This is a genomic window from Streptomyces brasiliensis, from assembly GCF_014647875.1.
GTDB classification, from domain to species: domain Bacteria; phylum Actinomycetota; class Actinomycetes; order Streptomycetales; family Streptomycetaceae; genus Streptomyces; species Streptomyces brasiliensis.
This window is the reverse complement of record NZ_BMQA01000085.1, coordinates 1-22,732: the sequence shown is the minus strand read 5'-3', so window position 1 is coordinate 22,732 and position 22,732 is coordinate 1. Positions and strand designations below refer to the sequence as shown.

19 protein-coding genes and 6 pseudogenes are annotated in these 22,732 nt (G+C 67.4%); 9 read left to right on the top strand and 16 right to left on the bottom strand.

The annotated features are described in order from the left end of the window. Nucleotides 1-38: 38 nt before the first annotated feature. Complete coding sequence (locus IEZ19_RS44495; RefSeq protein WP_189317088.1) at nucleotides 39-314, bottom strand: PAS domain-containing protein; 276 nt, start codon at nucleotides 312-314, stop codon at nucleotides 39-41. 257 nt (nucleotides 315-571) lie between these two features. On the opposite strand from IEZ19_RS44495, the pseudogene IEZ19_RS44490 reads away from it, so the two are divergent. Continuing rightward, nucleotides 572-1,006: pseudogene (locus IEZ19_RS44490) on the top strand (transposase); the annotation flags it as partial. Between the two features lie 35 nt (nucleotides 1,007-1,041). Here IEZ19_RS44490 and IEZ19_RS44485 read toward each other — a convergent pair. Further along, entirely contained in the window at nucleotides 1,042-1,389 is a 348-nt protein-coding gene (locus tag IEZ19_RS44485) for a VOC family protein (RefSeq protein ID WP_189317087.1), read from the bottom strand. Between the two features lie 569 nt (nucleotides 1,390-1,958). On the opposite strand from IEZ19_RS44485, the gene asnB reads away from it, so the two are divergent. Beyond that, nucleotides 1,959-3,800 carry an asparagine synthase (glutamine-hydrolyzing) gene (gene asnB, locus IEZ19_RS44480; RefSeq protein ID WP_189317086.1) on the top strand — a complete coding sequence of 614 codons (1,842 nt, stop codon included), beginning with the start codon at nucleotides 1,959-1,961 and terminating at the stop codon, nucleotides 3,798-3,800. An 830-nt stretch (nucleotides 3,801-4,630) separates the two neighbouring features. Here asnB and IEZ19_RS44475 read toward each other — a convergent pair. From IEZ19_RS44475 to IEZ19_RS53960, 4 genes are all read right to left on the bottom strand, one after another. Further along, nucleotides 4,631-5,098, bottom strand: coding sequence for an NUDIX hydrolase (locus tag IEZ19_RS44475; RefSeq protein WP_189317085.1), 468 nt, complete (start codon nucleotides 5,096-5,098; stop codon nucleotides 4,631-4,633). After that, on the bottom strand, nucleotides 5,095-5,229 hold the full coding sequence (locus tag IEZ19_RS52825; RefSeq protein ID WP_268248764.1) for a hypothetical protein: 135 nt from the start codon (nucleotides 5,227-5,229) through the stop codon (nucleotides 5,095-5,097). The genes IEZ19_RS44475 and IEZ19_RS52825 overlap by 4 nt, the downstream gene beginning before the upstream one ends. 503 nt (nucleotides 5,230-5,732) lie before the next feature. After that, a complete protein-coding gene (locus tag IEZ19_RS51930) occupies nucleotides 5,733-5,855 on the bottom strand; it encodes a hypothetical protein (RefSeq protein WP_229841561.1) in 123 nt (40 codons plus the stop codon). Nucleotides 5,856-5,895: 40 nt separating this feature from the next. Next, a complete protein-coding gene (locus IEZ19_RS53960) occupies nucleotides 5,896-5,976 on the bottom strand; it encodes a hypothetical protein (RefSeq protein ID WP_373297150.1) in 81 nt (26 codons plus the stop codon). Nucleotides 5,977-6,196: 220 nt separating this feature from the next. Here IEZ19_RS53960 and IEZ19_RS44465 point away from each other — a divergent pair, with 220 nt between their 5' ends. The 4 genes from IEZ19_RS44465 to IEZ19_RS44450 all read left to right on the top strand — a co-directional run bounded on the left by IEZ19_RS44465 (nucleotide 6,197) and on the right by IEZ19_RS44450 (nucleotide 9,797). After that, a complete protein-coding gene (locus IEZ19_RS44465; protein ID WP_189317084.1) occupies nucleotides 6,197-7,396 on the top strand; it encodes a site-specific integrase in 1,200 nt (399 codons plus the stop codon). After that, nucleotides 7,393-8,322, top strand: coding sequence for a tyrosine-type recombinase/integrase (locus IEZ19_RS44460; protein ID WP_189317083.1), 930 nt, complete (start codon nucleotides 7,393-7,395; stop codon nucleotides 8,320-8,322). The genes IEZ19_RS44465 and IEZ19_RS44460 overlap by 4 nt, the downstream gene beginning before the upstream one ends. Further along, nucleotides 8,319-9,308 carry a tyrosine-type recombinase/integrase gene (locus IEZ19_RS44455; RefSeq protein WP_189317082.1) on the top strand — a complete coding sequence of 330 codons (990 nt, stop codon included), beginning with the start codon at nucleotides 8,319-8,321 and terminating at the stop codon, nucleotides 9,306-9,308. Before IEZ19_RS44460 ends, IEZ19_RS44455 begins: the two co-directional genes overlap by 4 nt. Before the next feature lie 90 nt (nucleotides 9,309-9,398). Beyond that, nucleotides 9,399-9,797 carry a sulfotransferase-like domain-containing protein gene (locus tag IEZ19_RS44450; protein WP_229841560.1) on the top strand — a complete coding sequence of 133 codons (399 nt, stop codon included), beginning with the start codon at nucleotides 9,399-9,401 and terminating at the stop codon, nucleotides 9,795-9,797. A gap of 95 nt (nucleotides 9,798-9,892) precedes the next feature. Here IEZ19_RS44450 and IEZ19_RS44445 read toward each other — a convergent pair whose 3' ends face one another. Beyond that, the gene (locus IEZ19_RS44445; RefSeq protein ID WP_229841559.1) at nucleotides 9,893-10,477 is read right to left on the bottom strand and encodes an ATP-binding protein; all 585 of its coding nucleotides are present in this window, start codon (nucleotides 10,475-10,477) and stop codon (nucleotides 9,893-9,895) included. Between the two features lie 366 nt (nucleotides 10,478-10,843). On the opposite strand from IEZ19_RS44445, the pseudogene IEZ19_RS53955 reads away from it, so the two are divergent. Further along, nucleotides 10,844-11,167: pseudogene (locus IEZ19_RS53955) on the top strand (hypothetical protein); the annotation flags it as partial. A 52-nt stretch (nucleotides 11,168-11,219) separates the two neighbouring features. On the opposite strand, the pseudogene IEZ19_RS51925 reads toward IEZ19_RS53955, so the two are convergent. The 3 pseudogenes from IEZ19_RS51925 to IEZ19_RS44425 all read right to left on the bottom strand — a co-directional run. Beyond that, nucleotides 11,220-12,731 (bottom strand): annotated as a pseudogene (locus IEZ19_RS51925) (protein kinase domain-containing protein); the annotation flags it as partial. A 184-nt stretch (nucleotides 12,732-12,915) separates the two neighbouring features. Next, nucleotides 12,916-13,255 (bottom strand): annotated as a pseudogene (locus IEZ19_RS51920) (3'-5' exonuclease family protein); the annotation flags it as partial. 29 nt (nucleotides 13,256-13,284) lie between these two features. Continuing rightward, nucleotides 13,285-13,734 (bottom strand): annotated as a pseudogene (locus IEZ19_RS44425) (bacterial transcriptional activator domain-containing protein); the annotation flags it as partial. A 129-nt stretch (nucleotides 13,735-13,863) separates the two neighbouring features. On the opposite strand from IEZ19_RS44425, the pseudogene IEZ19_RS44420 reads away from it, so the two are divergent. Further along, a pseudogene (locus IEZ19_RS44420) lies at nucleotides 13,864-14,055 on the top strand (IS5 family transposase); the annotation flags it as partial. A gap of 43 nt (nucleotides 14,056-14,098) precedes the next feature. Here IEZ19_RS44420 and IEZ19_RS44415 read toward each other — a convergent pair. From IEZ19_RS44415 to IEZ19_RS44390, 6 genes are all read right to left on the bottom strand, one after another. Then, nucleotides 14,099-14,797 carry a contact-dependent growth inhibition system immunity protein gene (locus IEZ19_RS44415; RefSeq protein WP_229841557.1) on the bottom strand — a complete coding sequence of 233 codons (699 nt, stop codon included), beginning with the start codon at nucleotides 14,795-14,797 and terminating at the stop codon, nucleotides 14,099-14,101. Nucleotides 14,798-15,112: 315 nt separating this feature from the next. Then, nucleotides 15,113-15,598, bottom strand: coding sequence for a ribose-5-phosphate isomerase (locus IEZ19_RS44410; protein ID WP_189317081.1), 486 nt, complete (start codon nucleotides 15,596-15,598; stop codon nucleotides 15,113-15,115). Nucleotides 15,599-15,736: 138 nt separating this feature from the next. After that, entirely contained in the window at nucleotides 15,737-16,834 is a 1,098-nt protein-coding gene (locus IEZ19_RS44405) for an HAD-IIA family hydrolase (protein WP_189317080.1), read from the bottom strand. A gap of 114 nt (nucleotides 16,835-16,948) precedes the next feature. Further along, complete coding sequence (glpX, locus tag IEZ19_RS44400; RefSeq protein WP_189317079.1) at nucleotides 16,949-18,010, bottom strand: class II fructose-bisphosphatase; 1,062 nt, start codon at nucleotides 18,008-18,010, stop codon at nucleotides 16,949-16,951. Between the two features lie 234 nt (nucleotides 18,011-18,244). Continuing rightward, entirely contained in the window at nucleotides 18,245-19,219 is a 975-nt protein-coding gene (locus IEZ19_RS44395) for a class I fructose-bisphosphate aldolase (protein WP_189317078.1), read from the bottom strand. A 98-nt stretch (nucleotides 19,220-19,317) separates the two neighbouring features. Next, the gene (locus IEZ19_RS44390; RefSeq protein ID WP_229841556.1) at nucleotides 19,318-20,325 is read right to left on the bottom strand and encodes a LysR substrate-binding domain-containing protein; all 1,008 of its coding nucleotides are present in this window, start codon (nucleotides 20,323-20,325) and stop codon (nucleotides 19,318-19,320) included. Between the two features lie 736 nt (nucleotides 20,326-21,061). On the opposite strand from IEZ19_RS44390, the gene IEZ19_RS44385 reads away from it, so the two are divergent. Then, complete coding sequence (locus IEZ19_RS44385; RefSeq protein WP_189317077.1) at nucleotides 21,062-22,657, top strand: RNA-guided endonuclease InsQ/TnpB family protein; 1,596 nt, start codon at nucleotides 21,062-21,064, stop codon at nucleotides 22,655-22,657. Nucleotides 22,658-22,732: the final 75 nt, after the last annotated feature.

Below are 22,732 nucleotides of genomic sequence, written 5' to 3'. Positions count from 1 at the left end.
CACCTGCGCGCCTCGATGATCTGGATCAAAGACCTCACTCAGACCACCACTTGATCACGATTCAATACGCGCCCTAGTCGGCCGTTGGCGTCGATGACCGGCTCGGCGACGACCCGGGTGTATCGGGTCAGTCCGCCCGGATGGATCAGCCGAAAGACGGCGGAGGCCTCCTTGTGCTGCCCCAGGATGCTTCGAACCAGCCGCCGGACGGCCTGCTGGTCGTCCGGATGGACGTGGGCGGGCAACGCGGCAAACGGGGGCGAGATCATTCGGGCGTCGCGGACCCCTTGGGGCGAATACGTGCCGGTGGACACAGGCCTGGTCTCGTGGGGTATTGCCGTACTGTTCCCGTTCGTGCCACTCGGCGCGGGTGGAGTTGCGGGCGCGTTGGCCGTGAGTCAGGTCAGACGAGCACAACGGAAAGCTCGGTCCGGCACCGGGGCCCTGTCGAATGGAGCCGCCTCAAGGCCGCACGCTTGATCCCGATTGTCTGGTTGCGGTTTTGCCGGTATGCCGCTGCGCTCTTGCGTGATCCACTCGTATGCGCCCGCCGACCATGGATTCGGACGCTCTCGCCGTTGAGCAGGGCCAGAAGCCGCTGTCGGTCGTGGTCACGGCCGGGCAGCGTGGCGACTCCCCATAGTTCGAGGCGGTCCTGGAAGCGATCCGGGTGCCCCGGCCAGGGTCGGGCCGTCCGCGCAAGCGTCCGGACCGCGTGCGCGCTGACAAGGCGTACGACTCCCTCAAGAACCGTGCCTATCTGCGCAGACGCGGGATCAAGGCGACTATCCCGGTGCCGGCGGACCGGGTCCGCAACCGCCACAAGCTCGGCTCCCGGGGAGGGCGGCCATCAAAGTTCGACAAGATCGACTATCGGGAGCGGCACGCGGTCGAGTGCGGGATCAATCGTCTTAAGCGTCACCGGGCCGTGGCCACGAGGTATGACAAGCTCGCGGTGCGTTACGAGGCGACGGTGCTGGTCGCGGTCCTCAACGAGTGGCTTTGACCAGCAGCGTCCCTCCCGGTGGCGCGGGAGAGGCGTCAGCGGTGGCCCAGCACGTTGACCACACGGCCGTTGGGGTCGCGGACGAAGAACCGCCGCACTCCCCACTCCTCGTCCTGCAAGGGGTAGACGATCTCCGCACCGCGCTCCTGCATGACCGCGTAGGCCGCATCCACGTCGTCCACCTCCACGCTCATGTCGGGGGCGATAGGCGCCGTCTTGGCGCCGGACATGACGCTGATCTGCGCTGCCGGGCTGGACGGGGAGGCGAGCGTCATGATCCAGCCGTGATTCATGACCTCTTCGAAGCCCAGCAGGCCATAGAACTCCCGGCTCTCCTGCGCAGCCTCTGACTGGATGTTGGGCACGACACGACGAACGGCCATCGGACGACTCCAAGTGAGTAGCAGGACGGGTCTCTGGAACTTCCCAGGAGTACTACGCCACATCCGCCACCGCGCACACTTTCGCAACAGACCCGAGTCCGCTGCACTTTCCATGCCCACTGGTCGGAGGCCGGGCCCTGCTCGTCCTCACGGGGCAGCGGATACGTGGGGACCTGCTCGTACGCCACCCCGTCGACCGGTCGGGCCTGCCTGGAAGTCAGCCACACCCGGTACTCCCGCGGCTCGACCCCCTCGGACGGCCCGTCGTTCGCCCACATGGGCAGGCCCACGACGGTCACCACGCCGGACACGGCGCTCTCACCGACCTCACTCAACAAGAAACGCACCCAAAGATGAGCGGCCTCAAGACCTCCGAATAGCCCCTGAGCTGGGAAAACGCGCTCCGGGGCCGTGGGCACACGGCCCCGGAGCCCCGTCATGCCCATCGCCGCAGGTCAGCCCGCACTTCCGCCCCGCCGTATGCCTACCAACTGTCGGACTCGGGTTACGCTTCTGTAGGGGGTGCCATCCAGGGTGCTGGATGTTTCTCCAGGCAAGGAGTGCCGCCCATGTGCGGAATCTCCGGTTGGGTGTCCTACCAGCGCGATCTGCGGTCCGAACGCCCCACCGCCGAAGCCATGAACGCCACGATGGCCTGCCGCGGACCGGACGCGCAGGGCCTCTGGCTCGACACGCACGCCGGTCTGGGCCACCGTCGGCTCGCCATCATCGACCTGCCCGGCGGCGTCCAGCCAATGAGCGAGCACACCCCGGACGGCGACGTCGTACTGGTGTATTCGGGAGAGGCGTACAACTACACCGAGTTGCGTGACGAGCTGCGCCACCGCGGCCACTCCTTCCGCACCGACAGCGACACCGAGGTCGTGTTGCGCGGCTATCTGGAGTGGGGGGCCGACCTCCCCGACCACCTCAACGGCATGTTCGCCTTCGCCCTCTGGGACGGACGAACCGACCAGCTGCTCCTGATCCGTGACCGCATGGGTATCAAGCCGCTGTACTACTTCGCCACCGACGACGGCGTACTGTTCGGCTCCGAACCCAAAGCCATCCTGGCCAACCCCCTCGTACCCCGCACCGTCGACCTCGACGGCCTGCGCGAACTGTTCTCCATGGCCAAGACCCCCGGCCACGCCATCTGGGCGGGAATGCGGGAAGTGGAGCCCGGCACCGTGGTGACCGTCGAGCGCGCGGGCCTGCGCACCCGCCCGTACTGGCAGCTCAGCGCCGCCGAGCACACCGACAGCCGGCAGGACACCATTGCGCGGGTACGCGAGCTGCTGGAGGACATTGTCCGCCGCCAGCTGGTCTCAGACGTGCCGCGGTGCGTCCTGCTCTCGGGCGGCCTGGACTCCAGCGCCATCACTGCGCTGGCAGCCCAGCAACTCCGTGGAAAGGAAACCGTCCGCAGCTTCGCCGTCGACTTCGTCGGCCAGAGCGAGAACTTCATCCCCGACGACCTGCGCGCGACGCCGGACACGCCGTATGTCCACGATGTCGTCCGGCACACGGGCACCGATCACGAGGACATCGTCCTCGATCCCGAGGACCTCGCGGATCCGAACGTCCGCGCCGCTGCCGTACGCGCCCGGGACCTGCCCCTGGGCCTGGGCGACTTGGACCAGTCGCTGCTGCTGTTGTTCCGGGCGATCCGCAAGCACTCCACGGTGGCCCTGTCCGGGGAGTCCGCCGACGAGGTCTTCGGCGGCTACGCGTGGTTCCACGACCCTGCCGCGCGGGACGCCGGCACCTTCCCCTGGTTGGCGGCGCTGGAACGCCTGCATGGCCGGGGCGGCAGTTCGCTGCTCGATCCGGAGCTGTGGGAACGACTGGACCTGCCCGGCTACATCGCCCAGCGGTACGAGGAGGCCATGGTCCAGGTACCGCGTCTGGACAGCGAGAAGGACCCTCTGGAACGCCGGATGCGGGAAGTGTGCTACCTCCACCTCACCCGCTTCGTCCGCATGCTCCTGGACCGTAAGGACCGTCTCAGCATGGCCACCGGTCTGGAGGTCCGCGTCCCGTTCTGCGACCACCGTCTGGTCGAGTACGTCTTCAACACTCCGTGGTCGATGAAGACCTTCGACGGCCGCGAGAAGAGCCTCCTGAGGGCAGCCACCTCGGAACTCCTGCCGCGATCGGTCGCGGAGCGGGTTAAAAGCCCCTATCCCTCCACTCAGGACCCCGCCTATGCGACGCAACTGCAGACCCAGGTCCGCGAACTGCTGTCGGCGGACAACAGCCCCGCCCTCGACCTCCTCGACCGCACCCGGCTGCGGCAGATCACCACCGCTGCACCGGGGGACATCACCACCGGCGAGCGCAACGGCCTCGAACGCACCCTCGACCTCGCCGTCTGGGCCGACCTCGAGGACCCCACGCTCACCCTCTGAGACCGGCGGACGGACGGCGTCCCCGGGACTGAGGCGGGGCTGGTCACTTCCCGGGGCCGTCTGCCGAGCGGCTCGGGGCCGCTCGCAGGCGGCACCGCCTTGCCGGCGAAGTACAGGAACTTGGTAAAGAAGGACGGCCCGAACCTGATAGGGCTCTTTGAATCTCGTCAGAGTCGCTCTTCCCGTCACTTAGTTGGATGTTGAGCGGTGTGGGGAAAAGTGACGAGCACGAGCAGGCGTGAGAGACCCGGCTGTGGATCCTTGATCACGCCGATGCTGGCCGTCTCCGCCTTCGAAGCGCGGGCTCGTTTAGGCTGGCCCGGTGGGGGTCGAACTGCGGGAACGATGGGGCAGACAGCCGGTGTGGGCGAGGTGGGCCTTCGCGGTGTACTTGATCGGTTTTCTCGTGGGGACTCGCACCCACGTTCTCGATGTGGCCCGTGACGGTGTCCACGCCTATGCGATGTTCCCTCAGGTGCCTTTGCAGGTGTTCTTCGTCAGCCTGGTGGTCCTCGATCCGCTGGTCATCGTGCTGGTGGGACTCGCGCGGCGAGAAGGGATCTGGCTGGCGGGCGCCGTGATGGTGCTGGACATGTGCGGCAACTGGTGGGGCAAACCGGCACTGGCTTCACGACGATCCTTCACAGCTGATGCGGCTGGTGCCCCTCACGCTCTTCGGAGTGTTCGTCGTCGTGTCCGTGCTCCCCTTGCATCGCACGGTTGCCGGGACGGCGGGCAAGCCCGGGACGGTTCTGCCGTCTGCCTGACGAGGACGGTTTGCCGAGGGCCCGGCGACCGTCAGGTCGTCGGGCCCTGGAGATCGGCGGCGGTCAGTTTGGGGTGTCCGCGTAGTAGACGCGGAGCATGGAGTTGATGCCGTCGACGGTGTCGGAGATCGTGATGTTGTCGATCCAGCGGTGTCCGATGTGAGCGGTATGGCAGATGCTGTCAGGGTGCTCGACGGTGACTGCGAAAACGAAGACACGGACGATGCGGCCGGCGTCGTGGGCGTGGTCGTTGTGGCCGAGGTAGCGCGTGGCTTCTGCGGAGGAGAACCCGAAGTACTCGGCGAGGACGCGTTCCATGCCGCTGGTGAGGGTTTCCCCGGCGCGGACGAATCCGGTGGGCAACTCCCATGTTGAGGGCGCGAGTTCGAAGTTGCGCGATGGTTTCTCGATCAGGAGGAAGCGTCCCTCGTGCTCGATCAGCGCGGCGGCGGCCAACTCGTTGATGCCCTCGCTGTGGGTGCGGGTGACCAGGTCGTCGAGCTGGCGGAGGCTGAAGAGATCGCTGATCACGGGGTCCTCCGCAGCGGGACGACGCCGGGGCCGGGGATGGCCGGGCGGGCGGCTTCCGGGGTGGCCAGCAGCGCGACGATGGTGACCGGCTGCTGGCAGTGCGGGCAGTTGCGGGTCGCGGTGGGCTCCATCGGGTCACGCTCGACAGGAGCGTGACGCGCGGCAGGACGGGCCGCGGGTTTGGGGGCCTGCGGGAGCACGGGACGCGGCGGCGAACTGGTGGGGGGAGCTTCGCCCAGGCGGCGGGCTCGCTGCTCGTCGCGTTCCTGTCCGCGCTGCCGGTCGGCGGCAGGACGGGGAACAGTAGTACTGCCGGACGGTCCGCGGTGCCTGGAAGCCGGTGTCGCAGACCGGGTAGACACGCTCGTCGAGCGCGTCTTCGCTGGTGCGGGCCGCGTGACGGCACTCGGCCGAGCAGTAGGAACGGCAGGCGCTGGCGTTCGTGGTGAACTCCTGCCCGCAGGTGAGGCAGTTGCGGTGGAGCGGGGTCTGTTTGCGGTGGGCTTCGGCGCAGGTGGGTGAGCAGTAGACCTGGCGGCTCTTGGCGGTGGCGGGGGTGAAAGCGGTCTCGCAGACCGGGCAGCGTCGGGCCATCTGCGGTGAAACTTCTGGGGTGTTGAGAGCGTTGGTGTTGTCAGGAGACACGGGCGTTCACTCCCTGCCGGAGGACTTCGGCCTGGTTCTGGTGGCCGCGCAGTCGGTAGGACGGGCCGTCGATGCCGACGACGGCGGCCCGGTGCGGGAGCCGGTCGAGCATCGCGGCGGCGACGGTGGCGTCCCCGAAGGCGCCGGCCCAGTCATCTGGGGCTGGCGATGCCGACGTTGGTCGTCAAGATCGTGGACGATTTCAGATACCGCTGGTTGATCACCTGGAACAGGGCCGAGGCTCCGTCCTCGGGCAGCGGCAGGTAGCCCAGTTCGTCGATCTATGCCGATATCCGCATAGCTGGACCTATGCCGAGCCCGCGACTATGCCGATCTCTCCCGAGGTGACGGTCTCTTTCGTGTGAAAGCGGGCGTGTCGGTCTCTGCATAGTTCCTACGCCGGGCAGGACCTTGATCGTGGGGCAGGGGGCCCCGCGAAAGGGGGTGGGGACCGTGGCGGGCTCGCGCAGGAAGGCCGGTGCTCTGGCATCGCAGGTCGAGGGCTATCGGGTCTGGCTGGCAGACCACGGGTATACGACGCAGACGGCCAGGAACATGCTCAAGGACCTCGGACAGGTCGGGCAGTGGCTGTCCCAGCGAGAGCTTGAGGTCGCCGACCTCAGCGAAGAGAAGCTGGAACTCTACCTGTCCGACCAGCGGAGGGCTGGCCGTCGCCGGATCTGTGGACTGCGCGGGATGATGCCGCTGCTGACGTATCTCCGCGAAGCCCGAGTGGTCCCCGCCCCGCAGGTAGTGCTGTCGCCGCTGGAAGTCCTGCTGGTGCAGTACCGGTCCTGGATGGCCGGTGAGCGAGGCCTGTCGGCTGCGACGATGCTGCGCTACGAGAACACCGCTCGCCGTTTCCTGACCGAGCAGGCGATGCCTGGCGGGGTGTTCACGCCGAGCGGCTTGACCGGCTCGGACCTGAACGCGTTCCTGCTGCGGGAGTGTGCTCGGGTCTCCGCCGGCTCGGCGAAGGGGCGGGTGGCCGAACTGCGGTCCCTGATGCGCTTCTTGCACCTGCACGGCGTCACACCGCTCAGACTCGGTGCGGCCGTGCCCCCGGTCGGCGGCTGGCGCCTGGCGACGGTCCCTCCGACGATGGCCGCTAGCGAGGTGCAGCTGTTGCTGGACCACTGCCCCCGCGAAGACGCCGTCGGCATCCGCGACTACGCGATCTTGATGCTCGTTGCCAGGCTGGGCCTGCGCTCGATCGAAGTGGCCCGGCTGCAGCTCGACGACGTCGACTGGCGTTCGGGCGAGATCATTGTCCGGGGCAAGGGCCGTCGCGAGGACCGGCTCCCGCTGCCAGTCGACGTCGGCGAAGCCCTGGTCGCCTACCTCTCCGCCGCCAGGCCCCAACTTCTCTCCCGCCACCTGTTCTTGACCTGCCGGGCCCCGCGCGGCCCGATCCGCGCGGACCTGGTGGGCGATGTCGTCGAACGGGCCTGCCTGCGCGCCGGCCTGCCCCGAGTGGGTCCGCACCGACTGCGTCACGCCCTGGCTGGCGAGATGCTGCGACAGGGCGCCGGGCTGACCGCGATCGGCCAGGTTCTTCGTCACCAGGACCTGGCCACGACCGCGCTCTACGCGAAGGTCGACTTCACCGCCCTGCGCGCGGTCGCGCAGCCCTGGCCCGGGCAGGCAGCATGACCGCCCTTCGGGAGGCACTGGACGACTACCTGCGGCTTCGCCGCTTGCTCGGGCACCAGATGGCCGAGGCGGCCTGGCTGCTGCCGGACTTCGTCGCCTTCATGGAAGACCGCGGGCAGACCACTGTGACCATCGCCGCCGCGCTGGCCTGGGTCAAGAGCCGTGAAAACGAGGTGGTGACGACGGTGAGCCCGCGGCGAATCACCGCGGTCCGCGGCTTTGCCCGCTACCTGTCCGGCACCGACCCGGCCACCGAAGTTCCCCCACTGGGCCTGCTGCCCCACCGGCAACGCTGGCGACAGCCGTTCCTCTACTCCGACGCCGACATCGCCGCAGTCATGACCGCCACCCAGAAGCTCGGCCCGCTGCTGTGGGCGGCGACCTACCGCACGCTCATCGGGCTGCTGGCCGCCGCTGGGTTGCGAGTCGGCGAGGCGATCAACTTGGACCGCGACGACATCGACTGGACCGACGGCGTGCTGCGGATCCGCGAGTCCAAGTTCGGCAAGTCGCGACTGGTGCCGCTGCTGCCGAGCACCATGAGCGCACTCGGCGAGTTCGACGCCCTGCGCGACCAGGTGGTGCCGCAGCCGAAGGACCCCGCTTTCTTTATCTCCCGCACCGCACGGCGCCTGATCTACGCCGTCGTCTCCCCGACCTTCCGGCAACTGGTCACCGCTGCGGGCGTCGGCAGCGAGGCTCTCCACCCGCCGCGGCTGCACGACCTCAGACACACCTTCGCCGTCCGCACCCTGCTGCACTGGTATCGCACCAGCGACAACGTCCAGGCGAAGATCCCGTCGCTGTCGACCTACCTGGGACACCGCGAACCGTCCTCAACCTACTGGTATCTCTCCGCCGCCCCGGAACTGCTTGCCCTGGCAGCAGCCCGCCGCGAAGGCATCGGAAAGGCGGCCCGGCCATGACCTTGATCGCACCCACCCTGCAGGCGTTCTTCACCGACCGCCTCGCCCGCCAGCGCCAGGCCAGCCCCCGCAGCATCGCCGCCTACCGCGACGCACTCCGCCTCCTGCTCGCCTTCGTCCAGCAGCGGACCGGCACCACCCCGGAGAAGCTGGACTGGAACGACCTCAACGCGGACGTCATCTCCGCGTTCCTGAACCACCTGGAAGACGAGCGCGGCAACAGCACCAGAACCCGCAACGTCCGCCTGACCGCGATCCGGTCCCTGTTCTCCTATGCCGCTCTCCAGCACCCCGAACATGCCCTGCTCATCCAGCGCGTCCTGGACATCCCGCCGAAGCGGTTCGACAAGAGGACCGTCACGTTCCTGACCGTCCCAGAGATCGACGCGCTGCTGGCCGCGCCGGATCCGAAACGCTGGGAAGGACGACGGGACAAGGCCATGCTGGCCCTGGCCATCCAGACCGGCCTTCGCGTCTCCGAACTCACCAGTCTGAACTGCGACGACATCACCCTCGGCGACGGCGCCGCCGTCCGCTGCGAGGGCAAAGGACGCAAACAACGCACCGTCCCGCTCGACCGCCCCATCCAGGACCTGCTGCGATCCTGGCTGAACGAACGCGCCGGGCGCCGCGCCGACCCCCTGTTCTGCACCCGCACCGGACGGCGCCTCACTCGCGACGCCGTTGCACAACGCCTGAGCACCCACACCCAGACCGCCGCCCGAGCCTGCCCGTCCCTGCGGGAAAAGAGCATCCACCCACACGTCCTACGACACAGTTGCGCCATGTCGCTGCTGCAGGCCGGCGTCGACACCACGGTCATCGCGCTCTGGCTCGGCCACGCCGGCGTCCGCTCCACCGACGCCTACGTCCACGCCGACATGACCATCAAGGAGAAGGCACTCGCCCTGACCGCACCAGTCACCGCCCGGCCAGGCCGCTACCAACCCACCGACAAAGTCCTCGCGTTCCTCGACCGCCTGTGAGGCGTGAGCGGCGCGAACAGTCTCGGCCTTGTGGTCTTCGAGACGAAGGCCCAGCTCAAACGGCGCTGCCGGCTCCGATAGCCTGCGGCGGTGGCTGATGCTTCGTTGAAGTTCCTGATCGATGCCGATCACGGGCAGTTCTATGTCCAAGACCTTGAGCCCTATGACGCGTGGATGGCCGAGCACGCGATGGACCCGGACCTGCCGCCAGCCGGCTGGACCGACGAAGCAGTCCACGTTCATCGCATCGGGGTGGAACCGCACTCGATCTCTATCGGCACCGCTCGGGATGACATGGTCGAGTCGCTGATCACCGTTCATGCAACCGCGCCGATGACGGAGCCGACGGCTGAGCACATCGTGGAAGCGGACTTGGATGCCGACCGGCCAACTCGCCGTGTCCAGCCCCGGAGTTCTCCCGGAGGACGGGCCGGGCATGACCGTTCCCGCTGGGCTGTTGCGGGCCCGGGTCTCCTACGTTCCCTCTGACCCACCGGCCGTCGACACCAACGGAGGCCCCGGCGAGCACTTCCTCTATCGGATCGACTTCTGGCCCGCCGACCAGGCACGCGGGCTCGTCGTCCTCAAGCAGGGGCCGAATCCCTGGGCCGGATAGCTCCTTCCTGCCGTCGACTATGCCGAGCAGAACAGCCGCCGCACAGCCCGTGATCACGCTTGCCGACAACCCTCTCGGCATAGTCGCGGGCTCGGCATAGGTCGATGACCAGGAGTTTGGGGCCGGAGAAGAAGTTCATGCAGGTCTTCCAGCGGCCTTCGAGGGCGGCCTTGTGGCATTTGGCCGAGAGTTCCGCGGCGGTGGTGAAGTAGACGCGGTGTCCGGCGTCCACCGTGGCCCGGGCCAGCGTGACCGCGAGCATGGTCTTGCCGACCCCGGGCGGGCCGACGAACAGGATGTTGGGGGCGTCGTCCAGGAAGCGCAGGGTGGCCAGATCGCGGACGAGTTTCTCGTCGACGCCGGGCTGGGCGGCGAAGTCGAAGTCGTTCAGTGTGCAGGGTTCGGGCAGGCAGGCGAACCGCAGCCGGGAGGCCAGGCGTCTGGCCTCGGTGGCCTCGACCTCGATCTCCAGCAGTCTCTCCAGGGCCGCGGTCAGCGACAGGCCCTCGGCCCGTGCCTGGTCGCAGACCCGGTTGAGCTGCCTCGGCGGCATCGTTGAGTTTGAGGTAGGACAGGTGGCCCCGCAGCTGCTGGAAGCCTTGTACTCGGTTGACTTCGACATCACCGAGATGTTCAAGAGGCCCTGCCACTATGCACCGCCGAGCGTTGATCGCCTGAACGAGACCTGGCCGGACGGCAGTTCGAGCAGGCCCCGTGCCTTCCGGTTTGGGAATCATTTCTCAGCAATGACGGCAGCTACGACGTACACCTGAATCGCTTCCTGTGGTCCCTGCCGACCCTCGGCGTGAGGTCGGCGAACTCCTGGCGGGCGTACGCTCTCGATCTGCTGACGTGAGGGCGGTTCCTCCACGAGCATCGCGGCAAGACCGCCTGGCAAGCCGACCGTGACGACCTCACGGCCTTCCACCGAGCCCGGCGCGTGGCACCCGACCCCACGCAGGTCGTCTCGGCCTCCACCTGGAATCGGGGCGTCGCCACCCTGGACAAGTTCTACAACTGGGCGACGGACGAAGGAGGCTTACGGCGAGGTTCGGGGGCAGTTTGCGGGCGAGGCGCCGAGTCGTGCTCGTTGCAGGGTCGTCAGCCTGTGGATGTAAAGAGCAGCCGCGATGGCCGTGGGGATGACGAGGAGCCGGAGGATCAAGGCCGTCCATCCCATGGCGTTGAAGGCGTAGTCGTCCCCTGTCGTGGGGGGGGCTATCAGCCCAGTCGCCGTGGTTGAATCTGTTCCAGTGGCACGTCCTCCAGAATTCTGGCCAGGTCACCAAGGTGGCCAGCCAGAAACTCCACCAGAGGTGAAGCCTGGCGGCCGGGGCCATGGCCTCAGCCTTGGCAGGCGGGCTGGAGGCGTGCCAGATGTCGTTGGCGATCTGCTTGGGCAGGTAGAGGTTGCCGATGGGGATGAACCAGGCGAGGACGGCCATGGACGGGCGGTATCGCAGCCGCCCGGGGGTGAAGCGCTCAGCGACGGCGCGCGCTTGGGTGAACCAGATCAGCCAGCACACGATCAAAACGGCTCCAGAGCTGATCTGAAGTTTCCCCCATAGGTCGGAGGACGATCCGCCGTCCCAGTACTGGTAAGCCTCATTTCCGTGCAGGGTGGTCACCAAGTAGATCTGTTGGACGGCCGTACTCACGGCCACCGCGGTGAACAAGGCGAGCGCCGCGTACACGGCGCCGGTGGCGGGCTCTGGGCCGTTTCCCCGCTTGCGTTCTTCGGCCAGCGTGTGCCGTGGCTCTCCGTCGTCCTGGGCGGGGGCGGGTGGTTGCTGTGGCATGTCGGGGGCGGTGACCGGAGCGGTGAACGGCCGGGCCGGCTCAGTCACCGCCGCGTCCGGTGGTGGAGGCGTTTGAGCCAGGGCGGTGTCGGGAGTCACCCGGGTGTGCGGGTCTTCGTGTTCGAGCAGTTGTGCCGCGTCCTGCCCCAGCCGGGCCAGGATGGCGGCCGGCAGCCATGGTCCGAGGTGGCGGTACTGCGTCTCTTCCCGGGCCTGGAGCGTGTCGAGGGACGGCCGGGTGGCGGGGTCCTTGGCCAGGCAGTCCTGGATGAGGGGGAGGAGTGGTTCGGGGACGCCGGTGAGGTCCGGTTCCTCGTGCACCACGCGGTACATGACGGCGTGGGCCTGCCCCTGGGACGCCTCGAAGGCCATGTGTCCGCAGGCGGCGAAGGCGAGCACGGCGCCGAGCGAGAAGATGTCACAGGCCTGGGTGAGACGCTCGCCGCGGATGTGTTCGGGGGCCATGAACCCGGGCGTGCCCACGATCAGTCCGGTGGAGGTCAGTCCGCCGCTGGTCGGGTCGTCCAGCGCGCGGACGATGCCGAAGTCAATCACCTTCGGACCGTCGATGGTGATCATGATGTTCGAAGGCTTCAGATCGCGGTGGACGAGCCCGGCAGTGTGGATGTCGGCCAGGGCACCGCACAGTCCGGACGCCAGGCCGCGCACGGACCTTTCCGGCAGCGGGCCGTGCTGGTTCACCACATCGGCGAGGGTGGGCCCGGGGATATAGGCGGTGGCGACCCAGGGCCGTTCGGCGTGCGGGTCGGCGTCCAGTACGGCGGCCGTCCAGTCCCCGCCGACCTGCCGGGCCACGGTGATCTCGTTGGCGAACCGGGTCCGGAAGTCCGCAACCGCCGCCAGTTCGGCGCGAATCGACTTCACCGCCACCATCCGGCCCCTCGACGACCGGGCGAGGTACACCACGCCCATCCCGCCCTCGCCGAGCCGGCCGAGCAACCGGTAGTCCGCTATCCACTCCGGATCGTGCTCCCGCAGCGCCAACACAGCAGGACGACTCCCTTCACCGCGGGCGCCGCACGGCGCGTGAACAACCAGTCAGGTTAGTGGAGACGGCCTGAGAGGACCGGTGGTTTCGTCGAGCAGCTCCAGCCCGCAAGGGAGAAGCGGGTGCTCCCGACGAGTGCCCCGGCGACGCCGGATCACCTGCAAAGCCGGACGACTGCTGCAGTCAGCGGCTATAAGGGATGACGGGCCAGGCCGACTCGACCGTCGCCCCGGGGTTCGAGGTGCGTCGGAGGTACTTCTGCAGTGATGCTGCCTGCTCGGCTGCCGCACGGATCTGAAGATCGTGGAGGTCCGTCGGCGCCAGGGCCCCTATGACCGAGTGCTTCGCCCCCCATGGATCGCGCCGCACGTGCGGCGGCCACCGCGTCCGCGACGGCGTTGTGCGCGTCATCGAGGGTCACCCCGTAGTGCTCGCAGAGGGCCTGGAGATTCCGCGACCCTTTCCTGTACCGGTCCACGTGCTTGTCCAGGACCGAGGGATCGATGACGGGTGATGTCTTTCCGTGCAGCCTCTTACAGTCCCGCATCTGCCTTACAGCGCCTTGTGGTATGTCGGGTCTGGGCTGTTGAGGAGTTCGTTGATCAGCTGTTCGGTTTCCGGTTCGAGGTCGCAGTCGAGTGTGCGGTTGACGTGTTGGATGCGGGAGATCGCCGTGTGCAGGCCCGACCGGTTCCCGGCGGCCCATTCGGTCTTCATCCAGTCCCGGTACAACAGCTCGGCTGTCTCGTCGACGTCGACGTCGAGGCCGGTGGCGATGGCGTGTCGGGCGGCGGTGAGGTCGTGGTGGGGGCCGGGTGGGGTGCGGTGGGTGGCGACGGTGTGGGCGATGTCGATGATCCGGGTGGTCATTTCCTGTTGGTGGGGTTCGGCCCAGGGTAGGGGGCGGGTGCCGAAGGGGCGGCCGCGTACGAGGGACAGCGCCTTCTCCAGGTCCGGCAGGCCGGCAGCCGCTTGTGGAAGGGCTCGCTCGGCGAGTTGGAGTTCACACCCGCCCGCGGCGTGGTCGGGCCAGGCGGCGGGTCATGAGCAGGGTCCTCGACCAGTAGACCATCGCTTCGGCGCTGGTGGTGCGCCGCTCATAGTCGCGGACCCAGGCGGCGACTTCGTATCCGGTGGGCGATGGAGCGCACCTTCTCGTGGCTCACCGCCCACCGGCGCCTCGCCCGGGACTACGAGACCAGCCCGGCCCACTCCGAGAGGATGATTCGATGGGCCATGATCGGCGTCATGGTCCGTCGGCTTACCCGGGGCCGTGCTGCGATGCGCCCTGGCCCACGACCGCTCGTGCGGCATTCCTCGTAGACAGCCTGCCGGCCTCTCGCCGCCGGCAGCTGCTGTCGGCGGGCTACAGAGCCAAGAACCACTCAACCTCGCGTTTCAGGGCAGGCGGCACGTCGGCCAGCTCCGAAACCATCAGGCGGACCTCCCGCCCAAGTTCGGGGGACTCCCGCCAGACCTCAGCACTCCTGGTGAGCACGGCGGCCAGCAGATCGCCCTCGTACATGTCGCCTTCCGCCAGTGGGTCGACCCGGAGGACCTCCACCGCCAGGGGCAGGAGATAGGCAAGGCCCACGTCTTGCCTGATCAGCAACCGCATGTCCTCGACCGTCAGGCCGCCGATCGGCTTGCGCCGAAGCTCGCGCACGGTCGCCATCAGCCGGGTTTCGCCGCCCGACGGGGCCGACCAGCGGTCACGCTCAAGCTCCTCAAGGGAGCGATCACGGTTCGCAAGTCGAGTCACCGACCGATCGTCCCATGTCAGGGCGCGGTGGCGCCGGTTGCCGGGCGGGCGGGCGCGTTGCATGAGCAGTTCCACGGTGCCGTGGCTGACGTGGATGCTCGGGCCCAGAGCGGGCTCGGCGTGTACCCGGCGGGAGGCGTAGGTGCCGCGGGAGGTGGTGTGGATGCCCGCGATGGCCTCGGTCAGCCAGGCGTGTTTGACCAGGTGGTTGGATGGCGGCCGGTCCCGCCAGGCGTGGTAGCCGGACTCGGCGGCATGCAGGACCCGGCAGGCCGGTTGCACGGGCAGGTGCTCGCGGGCCATCACGCGGATGGCTTGGAACCGCCTTTGGGGGACGTCACCTCGCCCAGCGGTTCGGCAGCCCGGTGGTGGATGGCCGGCTCGGTCTCCGGTTCGGTGATGCGTTTGTGGGCCGCAGCGGGCTCGGACAGGTCGCTGCTGTTCGTGCCGGGCAACTGCCCCGTATTGATGAGGTGCTGGCGGCGCCGGCGAGCGGAACGGTCCGCTGGGCGCTGGAGGCTGGTTGGCCCGCCGCGCTTTGCGCTGGAGTTGAGTTCGTTGTTGTGGTTCTGTTCTGCTTCCTTTCTGGGGTCAGGGAGTGCGCGGCTTTGGTGGGTGTCATGGGGTGGAGGGTTGTTTTTGTGGCAGAGCGGGTGGTTTGCCGGAGTGTTCGTAGTGGGACAGGAGGTCGATCCTGCGCTGGTGGCGGCCGGCCTCGAATGGGGTGGTGAGGAAGGTGTTTACGATGCGTTCGGCGTCCTGGACTGTGTGCATGCGGGCGCCGATGCCGGCTAGGAGTGCGTTGTTGTGCTGGCGGGCGAGTCTGGCGGTGTCCACGTTCCAGATCAGTGCGGCGCGGGCGCCGGGGACCTTGTTCGCGGCGATCTGTTCTCCGTTGCCGGAGCCGCCGATGACGATGCCGAGGCTGCCGGGGTCGGCGACCACGCGTCGCGCTGCTTCGATGCAGAACGGTGGGTAGTCGTCGTCGGGGTCGTAGAGGGTGGGGCCGACGTCGGTCACTTCGTGGCCAAGGTCGGAAAGCCTGCTGACAAAGTGGTTTTTGAGGTCGAGTCCGGCGTGGTCGGAGCCGAGGTAGATGCGCACGTTGGCTGTCTGCTCCTGATGTCGTGGTTTGGTGGGTTGGTGTTGGGTGGGTTGGTGTGGGAGGTGGGTCGGGAGGATCTGGGGGTGCCGGTTGTTCTGGTTCGCCGGTCGGGGGATGGTCCCGCAACCGAGGGGGCTTCAATGTCTGGCTTTTGAGGGTGCTGATGGGCGTGTGTGGTGTGTGGTGTGTTCGGGCTGGGCGAGTCCGAGTTGTCGTTCGATCCTTTCCCACAGGTCGGCGTGGTCGCAGACGTGGCGGCCGTTGTCGCGGGCGGCCCAGGCGGTGGTGAGAACGGATTGCAGGCGTTTGCTGTTGTCGCCGGCGCTCGGCACGCGGGGTAGGGCGTCCGGCCCGAGTTCGGCGGGGTGGTCGGGCGGGGTGGGGTGCAGGGGCAGTGCGGGGGCGAGCAGTCCGCTCAGGTCGGCGGCGACATACGTGGGACGCGCAGGACGCTCGGCGAGTGCCAGGTCCCAAAGACGGCAGGCCCCGCTCAGGACGAAGAGTGAGTCGAGGCCGGCCGCGTTGGCGCCCTCGATGTCGGTGTCCAGCCTGTCCCCGCACACGAGGGTGTCCGGCTGGTCGGTGCCGAGCCGGGAACGTGCCAGGTCGAACAGGGCTGTCTGCGGCTTGCCGACCACGTGCGGCTGTGCGCTGGTTGAGGTCTGCACCAGTGCGACGAGTGCGTCGTTGCCGGGGGCTTGCCCGTAGGGCGTGGGCAGGGTGAGGTCGATGGTCGTGGCTACCCAGGTGGCTCCGGCTTCGGCGAGGTGGCCCACTGCCGCGAGTTCGCTCCAGGTGACGTCGGTTCCCAGTGCCTGGACGACTGCCTGGACCGGTGTGTCGCCCAGATCCGCGACGCGGAGCGGGGTCAGCCCGGCTTCGGTGAGTGTCTGGGCGACACCCGGCCCTCCCACCGCACACACCGGCGTTCCTGGGGCCAGACGCTGCGCCAGGTGTGCCGCGGCCGCCTGGGAACTGGTGACCACCGAGCAGCCCTGCTGTGTGAGGCCCAGCCTGCGGAGGTGGTCGCCCACGTCCTGGGGAGAGCGGGATGCGTTGTTGGTGGCGAACACGACCGGTACGCCCTGCGCTGTCACCCGGTTCAGGGTCTGCACCGCATGGGGAACAGCCGTGGCACTGCGGTAGAGCACACCGTCGAGATCACAGATCAGTCCGCGGTAGCGCGTGATGACGGCTTCGGCCCGGACGGACGTGGTGGTGGTCTCATCCGTCATGGGAATCGGTGCTCCTGTTGCGTGTGTGTGCGGTTTTCGTCGGCCTTGCCCTCGCCCCGGGTGGTCGCTCCTCGGCTTGTGGGGAAGAAGTTGAGGAGGTCAGCCATCCTCTGCTCACCCGGAATCAATTCCGGGGTGTTCGCGCCGTCTGGCATGCCGGTGTTCGGACGTGACCGTCCGCACGGTGTGCGGCGTTGAACACATCACCATGGACTGGGTAGTAGTGCGGCCTGCGTGGTGCTGCACACCGTGCAGCAGTTCGCTGCCGGTCACCCCGGTGGCGCAGAACACAACGCTCTGTCCGCGCACCAGGTCGCCGGTGTGGAGAACTGTGTCGAAGTCATGGCCGGTGCCGGGCTTTTCGCCGTGCTCGAGGTCGTTGGGCCGTAGCCGGGCCTGCAACGAGCCGCCCATGCAGGACAGGGCAGCCGCGGCGATGACCCCCTGCGCTGCTCCCCCTGTGCCCACCAGTATGTCCACCGGGCTGTGGGGGCACGCCGCGGCAATCGCACCCGCGACGTCGCCTCCCTCTATCAGGTGGACCCGCGCTCCTGCATCGCGGATGTCGCGCACGAGTTTGAGGTGCCGGCGCCGGTTGAGAACGGCAACGATGACCTCCGACACTGGCACGCCTTTGGCCGTGGCAACCGCGTGCAGATTCTCCGCCACCGGGCGGTTGATGTCGACGACGTCGGCGCAGTCGGGGCCGACGGCCAGCTTCTCCATGGAGAGAGCGGGCGAGGGATCGTACAGTGCACCGCGCTCGGCCACCGCGATCGCCGTGAGCGCGTACGGCACCTCCCTGGCCATCAGATGGGTGCTGTCGCCTGCGCTGATCCCGATGTCGCAGGCCGGCCCGTTCCCGTCGCCGACGCCCTCACCCGTGAACAGGGCAGGCGTGTCCCTCTTCTCACCCTCCCTGATCACCACAACGCCGCGCATCGGCACCGACATGATGCGTTTGTGTATTGCCTCGAGGGCAGCGGCCTTGCCGCGGTTGGTGGCGCCGCGTCCGACCCACCGGTCGGCCGCGATCGCGGCGGCCTCGGTGACCCGTACGAGTTCGAGAGCGAGAGTGTGATCGGGGCCTTCGGTCCTGGCGGAGGAAATGGCGTTCCGTTCCTTTGCACGGGGGCGGCCGGGAACCTCAGGGGTGCCCCATTCCTGCATTCTCATCGGCATCAATTCAATCGAACGAGCGGTGGCAGGGGACCGTTTGAAGGGTCTGCAGCGTACTCGGCCACGACGGCATCTGAACGTCACGCGGCGGGAGGCCGGACCGGCAGCCCATGGAGCCGATCCGGTCGCCCTCTTCATCGAGCCGCAGGCCGCCGCGAAGTGCCAGGCACCAGGCATCGGTGGGATGCCGGCTGGAAGAACTAAGCCGGCGGCATCGCGCCGGCTGGCCCGTCAGCGGGCGGCGGCGTTCGCGATGGCTCGCTCGGAGAGCGCCTTTTGGGCGGCAGCCCAGTTGTCGGTCTCGCCCCGCCATGTCTCCAGGGCCGGCCCGACCAGTGCCCTTCCGAACGAGTAGGTGAGCTCCCAGGGAAGCGGATTCAGGTTCTGCATCGCCCCGAGGTGCTGTGTCGCCACTTCCGGGTTTTGTCCACCGGAAAGGAAGGCGATGCCCGGTACGGACGGCGGCACGGTCTGCCGCAGGGTGTCCACCGTGGCCCGGGCGACGTCGGTGACCGCGGGTTGCTCCGGGCTGCCGCTGCCGGCAACCACCATGTTGGGCTTGAGGACGATGCCGTCGAGTTGCACCTGCATCAGGTTGAGCTCGTCGAACAACGACGCCAGCACGGCAGTGGTCACCTGCTGGCATTGCGCCAGCGAGTGGGCACCGTCCATCAGCACCTCGGGTTCCACGATGGGCACCAGGCCTCCTTCCTGGCAGAGGCCGGCATACCGCGCCAGTGCGTGCACGTTCGCTCGCACCGCACGGTCCGACGGCAGATTGTCGCCAATCGTGATGACCGCGCGCCATTTGGCGAACGTCGCGCCGAGCCGCACGTAATCCTTCACTCGCTCGCGCAGCCCGTCGAGACCCTCGGTGATAGTCTCGTTCGGGGCTCCCGCCAGCGGCTTTGCTCCGGTGTCGACTTTGATTCCGGCGAGAATCCCGAGATCGGCGAGGAACTGTGGAAACGTGCGTCCGCTGGACAAACTCTGATGGAACGTCTCGTCCGCGAGGATGATGCCGCTGATCGATTCCGAGAGTCGAGGGGTCGTAACAATCAGCTCACGGTATACCCGGCGGTTTTCCTCCGTTGGCTCGACCCCCACCTTCTCCAGCCTGGAGGACATCGTCCCGATACTCTCATCGGCAGCAAGGATTCCGCGCCTGTTAGAGACAAGTGTACGCGCAATTTCATTCAGTGACATCTGCCGTTAATCCTCCTGCGCTCGGCACCACACGGTGCAACATGTTCGCGACTGGTTCAACAGTCAGGTGATCGACTTAATGGGCACAGACCGTCCTGCTATATCGCTGTGGTGATGTTCGTCTCCGCGAGTCGATTGCTCTGGACTGTGTGTGCAGGCTTGACAACGGGCATCGGACTGCCCTTCGACGCTGCAGTCTCCACGAGTTCCCGCGCATACTCCGGGAGACCCCGGCGCTCGCTCCAAGCCGCATAGATGGGTTTTGCCGGCATTTCTTGGTCGACGGCCACCTGGTGCAGCCGGCCTTCCGCGAGTTCGGACCTCACGGTGGAAATATTCAGCACTGTCACCCGCTGGCTTGTAGCGACTGCTTGCTTGATCGCAGCGCTGGAGGGAAATTCAATATAACTTCGCGGGGCGCGTGCGGTTCCCAGTAGTTCATCCGTGAACTCCCGGAGTCCTGAGCCGCGCTCGCGCAGAACAAGTTGAGCGGATGCCAGCTCCTGCACCGTCAGGGGAGTGGGTCTCGTGGCCCACGGGTGCCTCGAGCCGACCACCACGGCCAGCTTGTCGTCGCATATGTACCGGGTCACCAGGTCTTCGCGGAATTTTTTCTGCACGTGGCTTCCGGCCTGACACCAGCCATCAATGAACGCGAGGTCGACATGGCTCGCATGGATCAGTTGGTGGAGTGTGTCGACACTGCCGGTCTGCACCTCGACACGTGCCTCGCCGAACGAGAACCCGGACCGGTTCAGCCATTCAGGGATCAAGTGCTCGGAGACGGCCGGGCTGGCCGCAACCCGTAGATGTTTCACAGGGGAGGACTGGGACCCGGGTCCAAATTCCAGCAGCTCTCGCGCTGCATGCATCAGGTTACGGGCGTACTTGGCCAGCCGTTCTCCGTCCTCGGTGAGCTTCGAACCGGCAGGAGAGCGTTCCAGTAGCCGAAGACCAAGGCGACGTTCCATGGCGCTGATCCGGATACTGGCGGCTGGCTGTGAAAGACTGTGCGCTTGAGCGGCCTTTCCTACACTGCCGTAGCTCTCGACCGACAGCAGCAAATCGAGGTCGGCGAGCTGAGGCATCTTTGATGGAAGAACCACGATTTCACCTCTCGCTCCAGACTGACCTGTCGTCAGGATGCGCGGCTGCGCAGTGTGCCGGAATCAGGCGTCCTGCGACGCTTTCAAACTCCGCAAAGACGTGTCAGACGACCCTGCCGGTCTACCGGTTGAGCACAGCTTGTGCCGCATCGTTGCAACAGCGCAGCTGGTCGCACCAAGCGCATGGTTCAGGATCCGCCTGCCATGCCTTTTCTTCCTCGAGCTCGCAGTTGTCGGCTGCACCTGCGACTCGCGGTGTGTCATGAGCCTGCTACGGACCTGAATGTGGGGTCAATCTGTTGGACACGAACGCGCGCCGCGCGGGCATGAACGGTGTCCACCTGGTTACCTGCGGACCATCAGCCTTTTCAGCGTTGCCTGTGCGGGGTGAGGACGGCGTTGGTGGGGACGGTCCTCTCGGTGGGGCTGATGCGGGCCGGGCTTCAGCCGTGCCGTGCCGCGTTCGACAGGGGCGCCCGGGCCTGGGCCGATGACACCCTTGACCTTCTTCTTGAGCGCAAGCCCGGGCGTTTACGCCCGGGTTAGCTCATCCCCAGTCCGAAGCCGCGCAGCGGCGGAGCACAGTCCGGCGCTTGCCGCACGGCCGGTTGTCAGTGGGGTGCCGTAGTCTTCAACTGGCCTGCTGGGCAGGCAGGAAGCAGTGCCCGTGGTGCTGGTTGCGGCGTGTTCTGCTGCCGGAACTATAGGGGCGGGAGTCCGGTGAGGGGGTGTGGCAATGTCTGAGAACGCGGAGGCGGAGAAGAAGGTACCGCCGGCCGTTGCTGCACGCCTTGCGTCGATGAAGGCCCGGAAGGAAGCCGGTCTCGTCGGCCGCACCTCTGTTGTTCCCCTCTGGCTGGACCGCGCGGACCATCTGCGCGCCCACGAGGCGTGCCACGCGTCTGCGGGCGTGTGGAACCGGACAGTGTCATGGCTACGCGACCAGTGGGAGGCAGGCGAAAGCCCAGGCAAGGAAGACATCCGCCGATTCGTCACCTCCCTGCCCGGTGAGGCTCGCCCTTTCCACGCCCACACCGCGCAGGCCATCGCCTACGACCTGTGGGACGCGGTGGCAACGTCGCGGACGAACCGGGCGCAGGGTGTGAAGGCGCGGGCGCCCTGGCGGGAAAAGAAGTACCGGCCTCTGTCGTTCACCGCAGGTTTCGGCTGGCGAGTCACCCCAGAAGGCCGGCTTGCCCTGTCCCTCGGCCGTGGCCGCGGGCGTATCGTTGTGCCCCTGCCAGGAGTCACCCTCCGCGACGGACGGCCAGTTCCACCGAAGGACTGGGGAGAGATACGCCTGTGCTGGGACCGCAACGCACGCGCCTGGTCCCTGCACATCGCCTACTCCGCACCCGCCGAGGCGCTGCCCGGGCCTGTGGAGGGCCGGCCGACGGTCACGGTGGCGATCGACGAGGGAATCATCAACCCGATGACCCTCGCCGCAAAGATGCCCGACGGCACCATGAAGGTCGAGGTCCTGGGCGGCCGGCAGGGACGTTCCGCGAAGCGGTATAGGAACAAGGTCGCCTCCCGGCTCACGTCGCGCATGTCGAGGTGCAAGAACGGCTCCCGGAAGCACCGGCGTCTCGTGGCGGCGAAGAAGAAGGTCGAAGCGAAGACCGAACGTCGTCTGCACGACTTCGACCATCAGGTCTCCGCGAAGGCCGAGCAGTTCACCCGCGAAGTCCACGCGGAGTGGACCGAGCACCACAAGATGGTGTCCGGGCCGGGCACCGTGGTCGGGGTCCGGCTGGTCGCAGGCGACGTCCGGGGTATCGAGCGGAACACGAATAAGAAGCGCCGGGCGTCGAGGTCTACGCGGCAGCAGCTGTCGCAGTGGTCCCGGGGCCGGCAGGAAGACTTCCTGCAGTACAAGACCGGGCTGAAGCTCGAGCACATCAACGAAGCCCACTCCTCGCAGACGTGCCCGAAGTGTCATACGCGGACGAAAGTCCGCGGGCGCGAGTACGTCTGCAAAAACCCAACGTGCGGGTTCCGGTGCCACCGGGACGCCGTGGGCGGCGTGAACATCCACACGCTTGCCGACAACGACGGGACGTACGTCCCGGACCCAGACCTCCGCATCGAGGTCACGTATCGCCGGTCCCAGACCGGCTGGAGCCCGCTCCAGCGGTCACTGCATGCCTACCACCAGAACGTCCTCGGACGCTCTGGCGCGGGGGCGCGTAGGGAAGAACGGCGTAGCGCCCAGAACCGGGCCTCCCGCACAAGCACCACCTCGGCGGGTGTAGCTGTCGACAGCGCTTCTATTTCAGACGACACCACCACCCGCAGGGGTGCTGGCAGGGCACTCGCCCACGTCGCCTGAAGCGCAAAGACAGAAGCCCCGGCCTTCAGGACTTTGTTGGCGGATTCGGTTGATCAGGCGGCCAGTTCCAGTCCG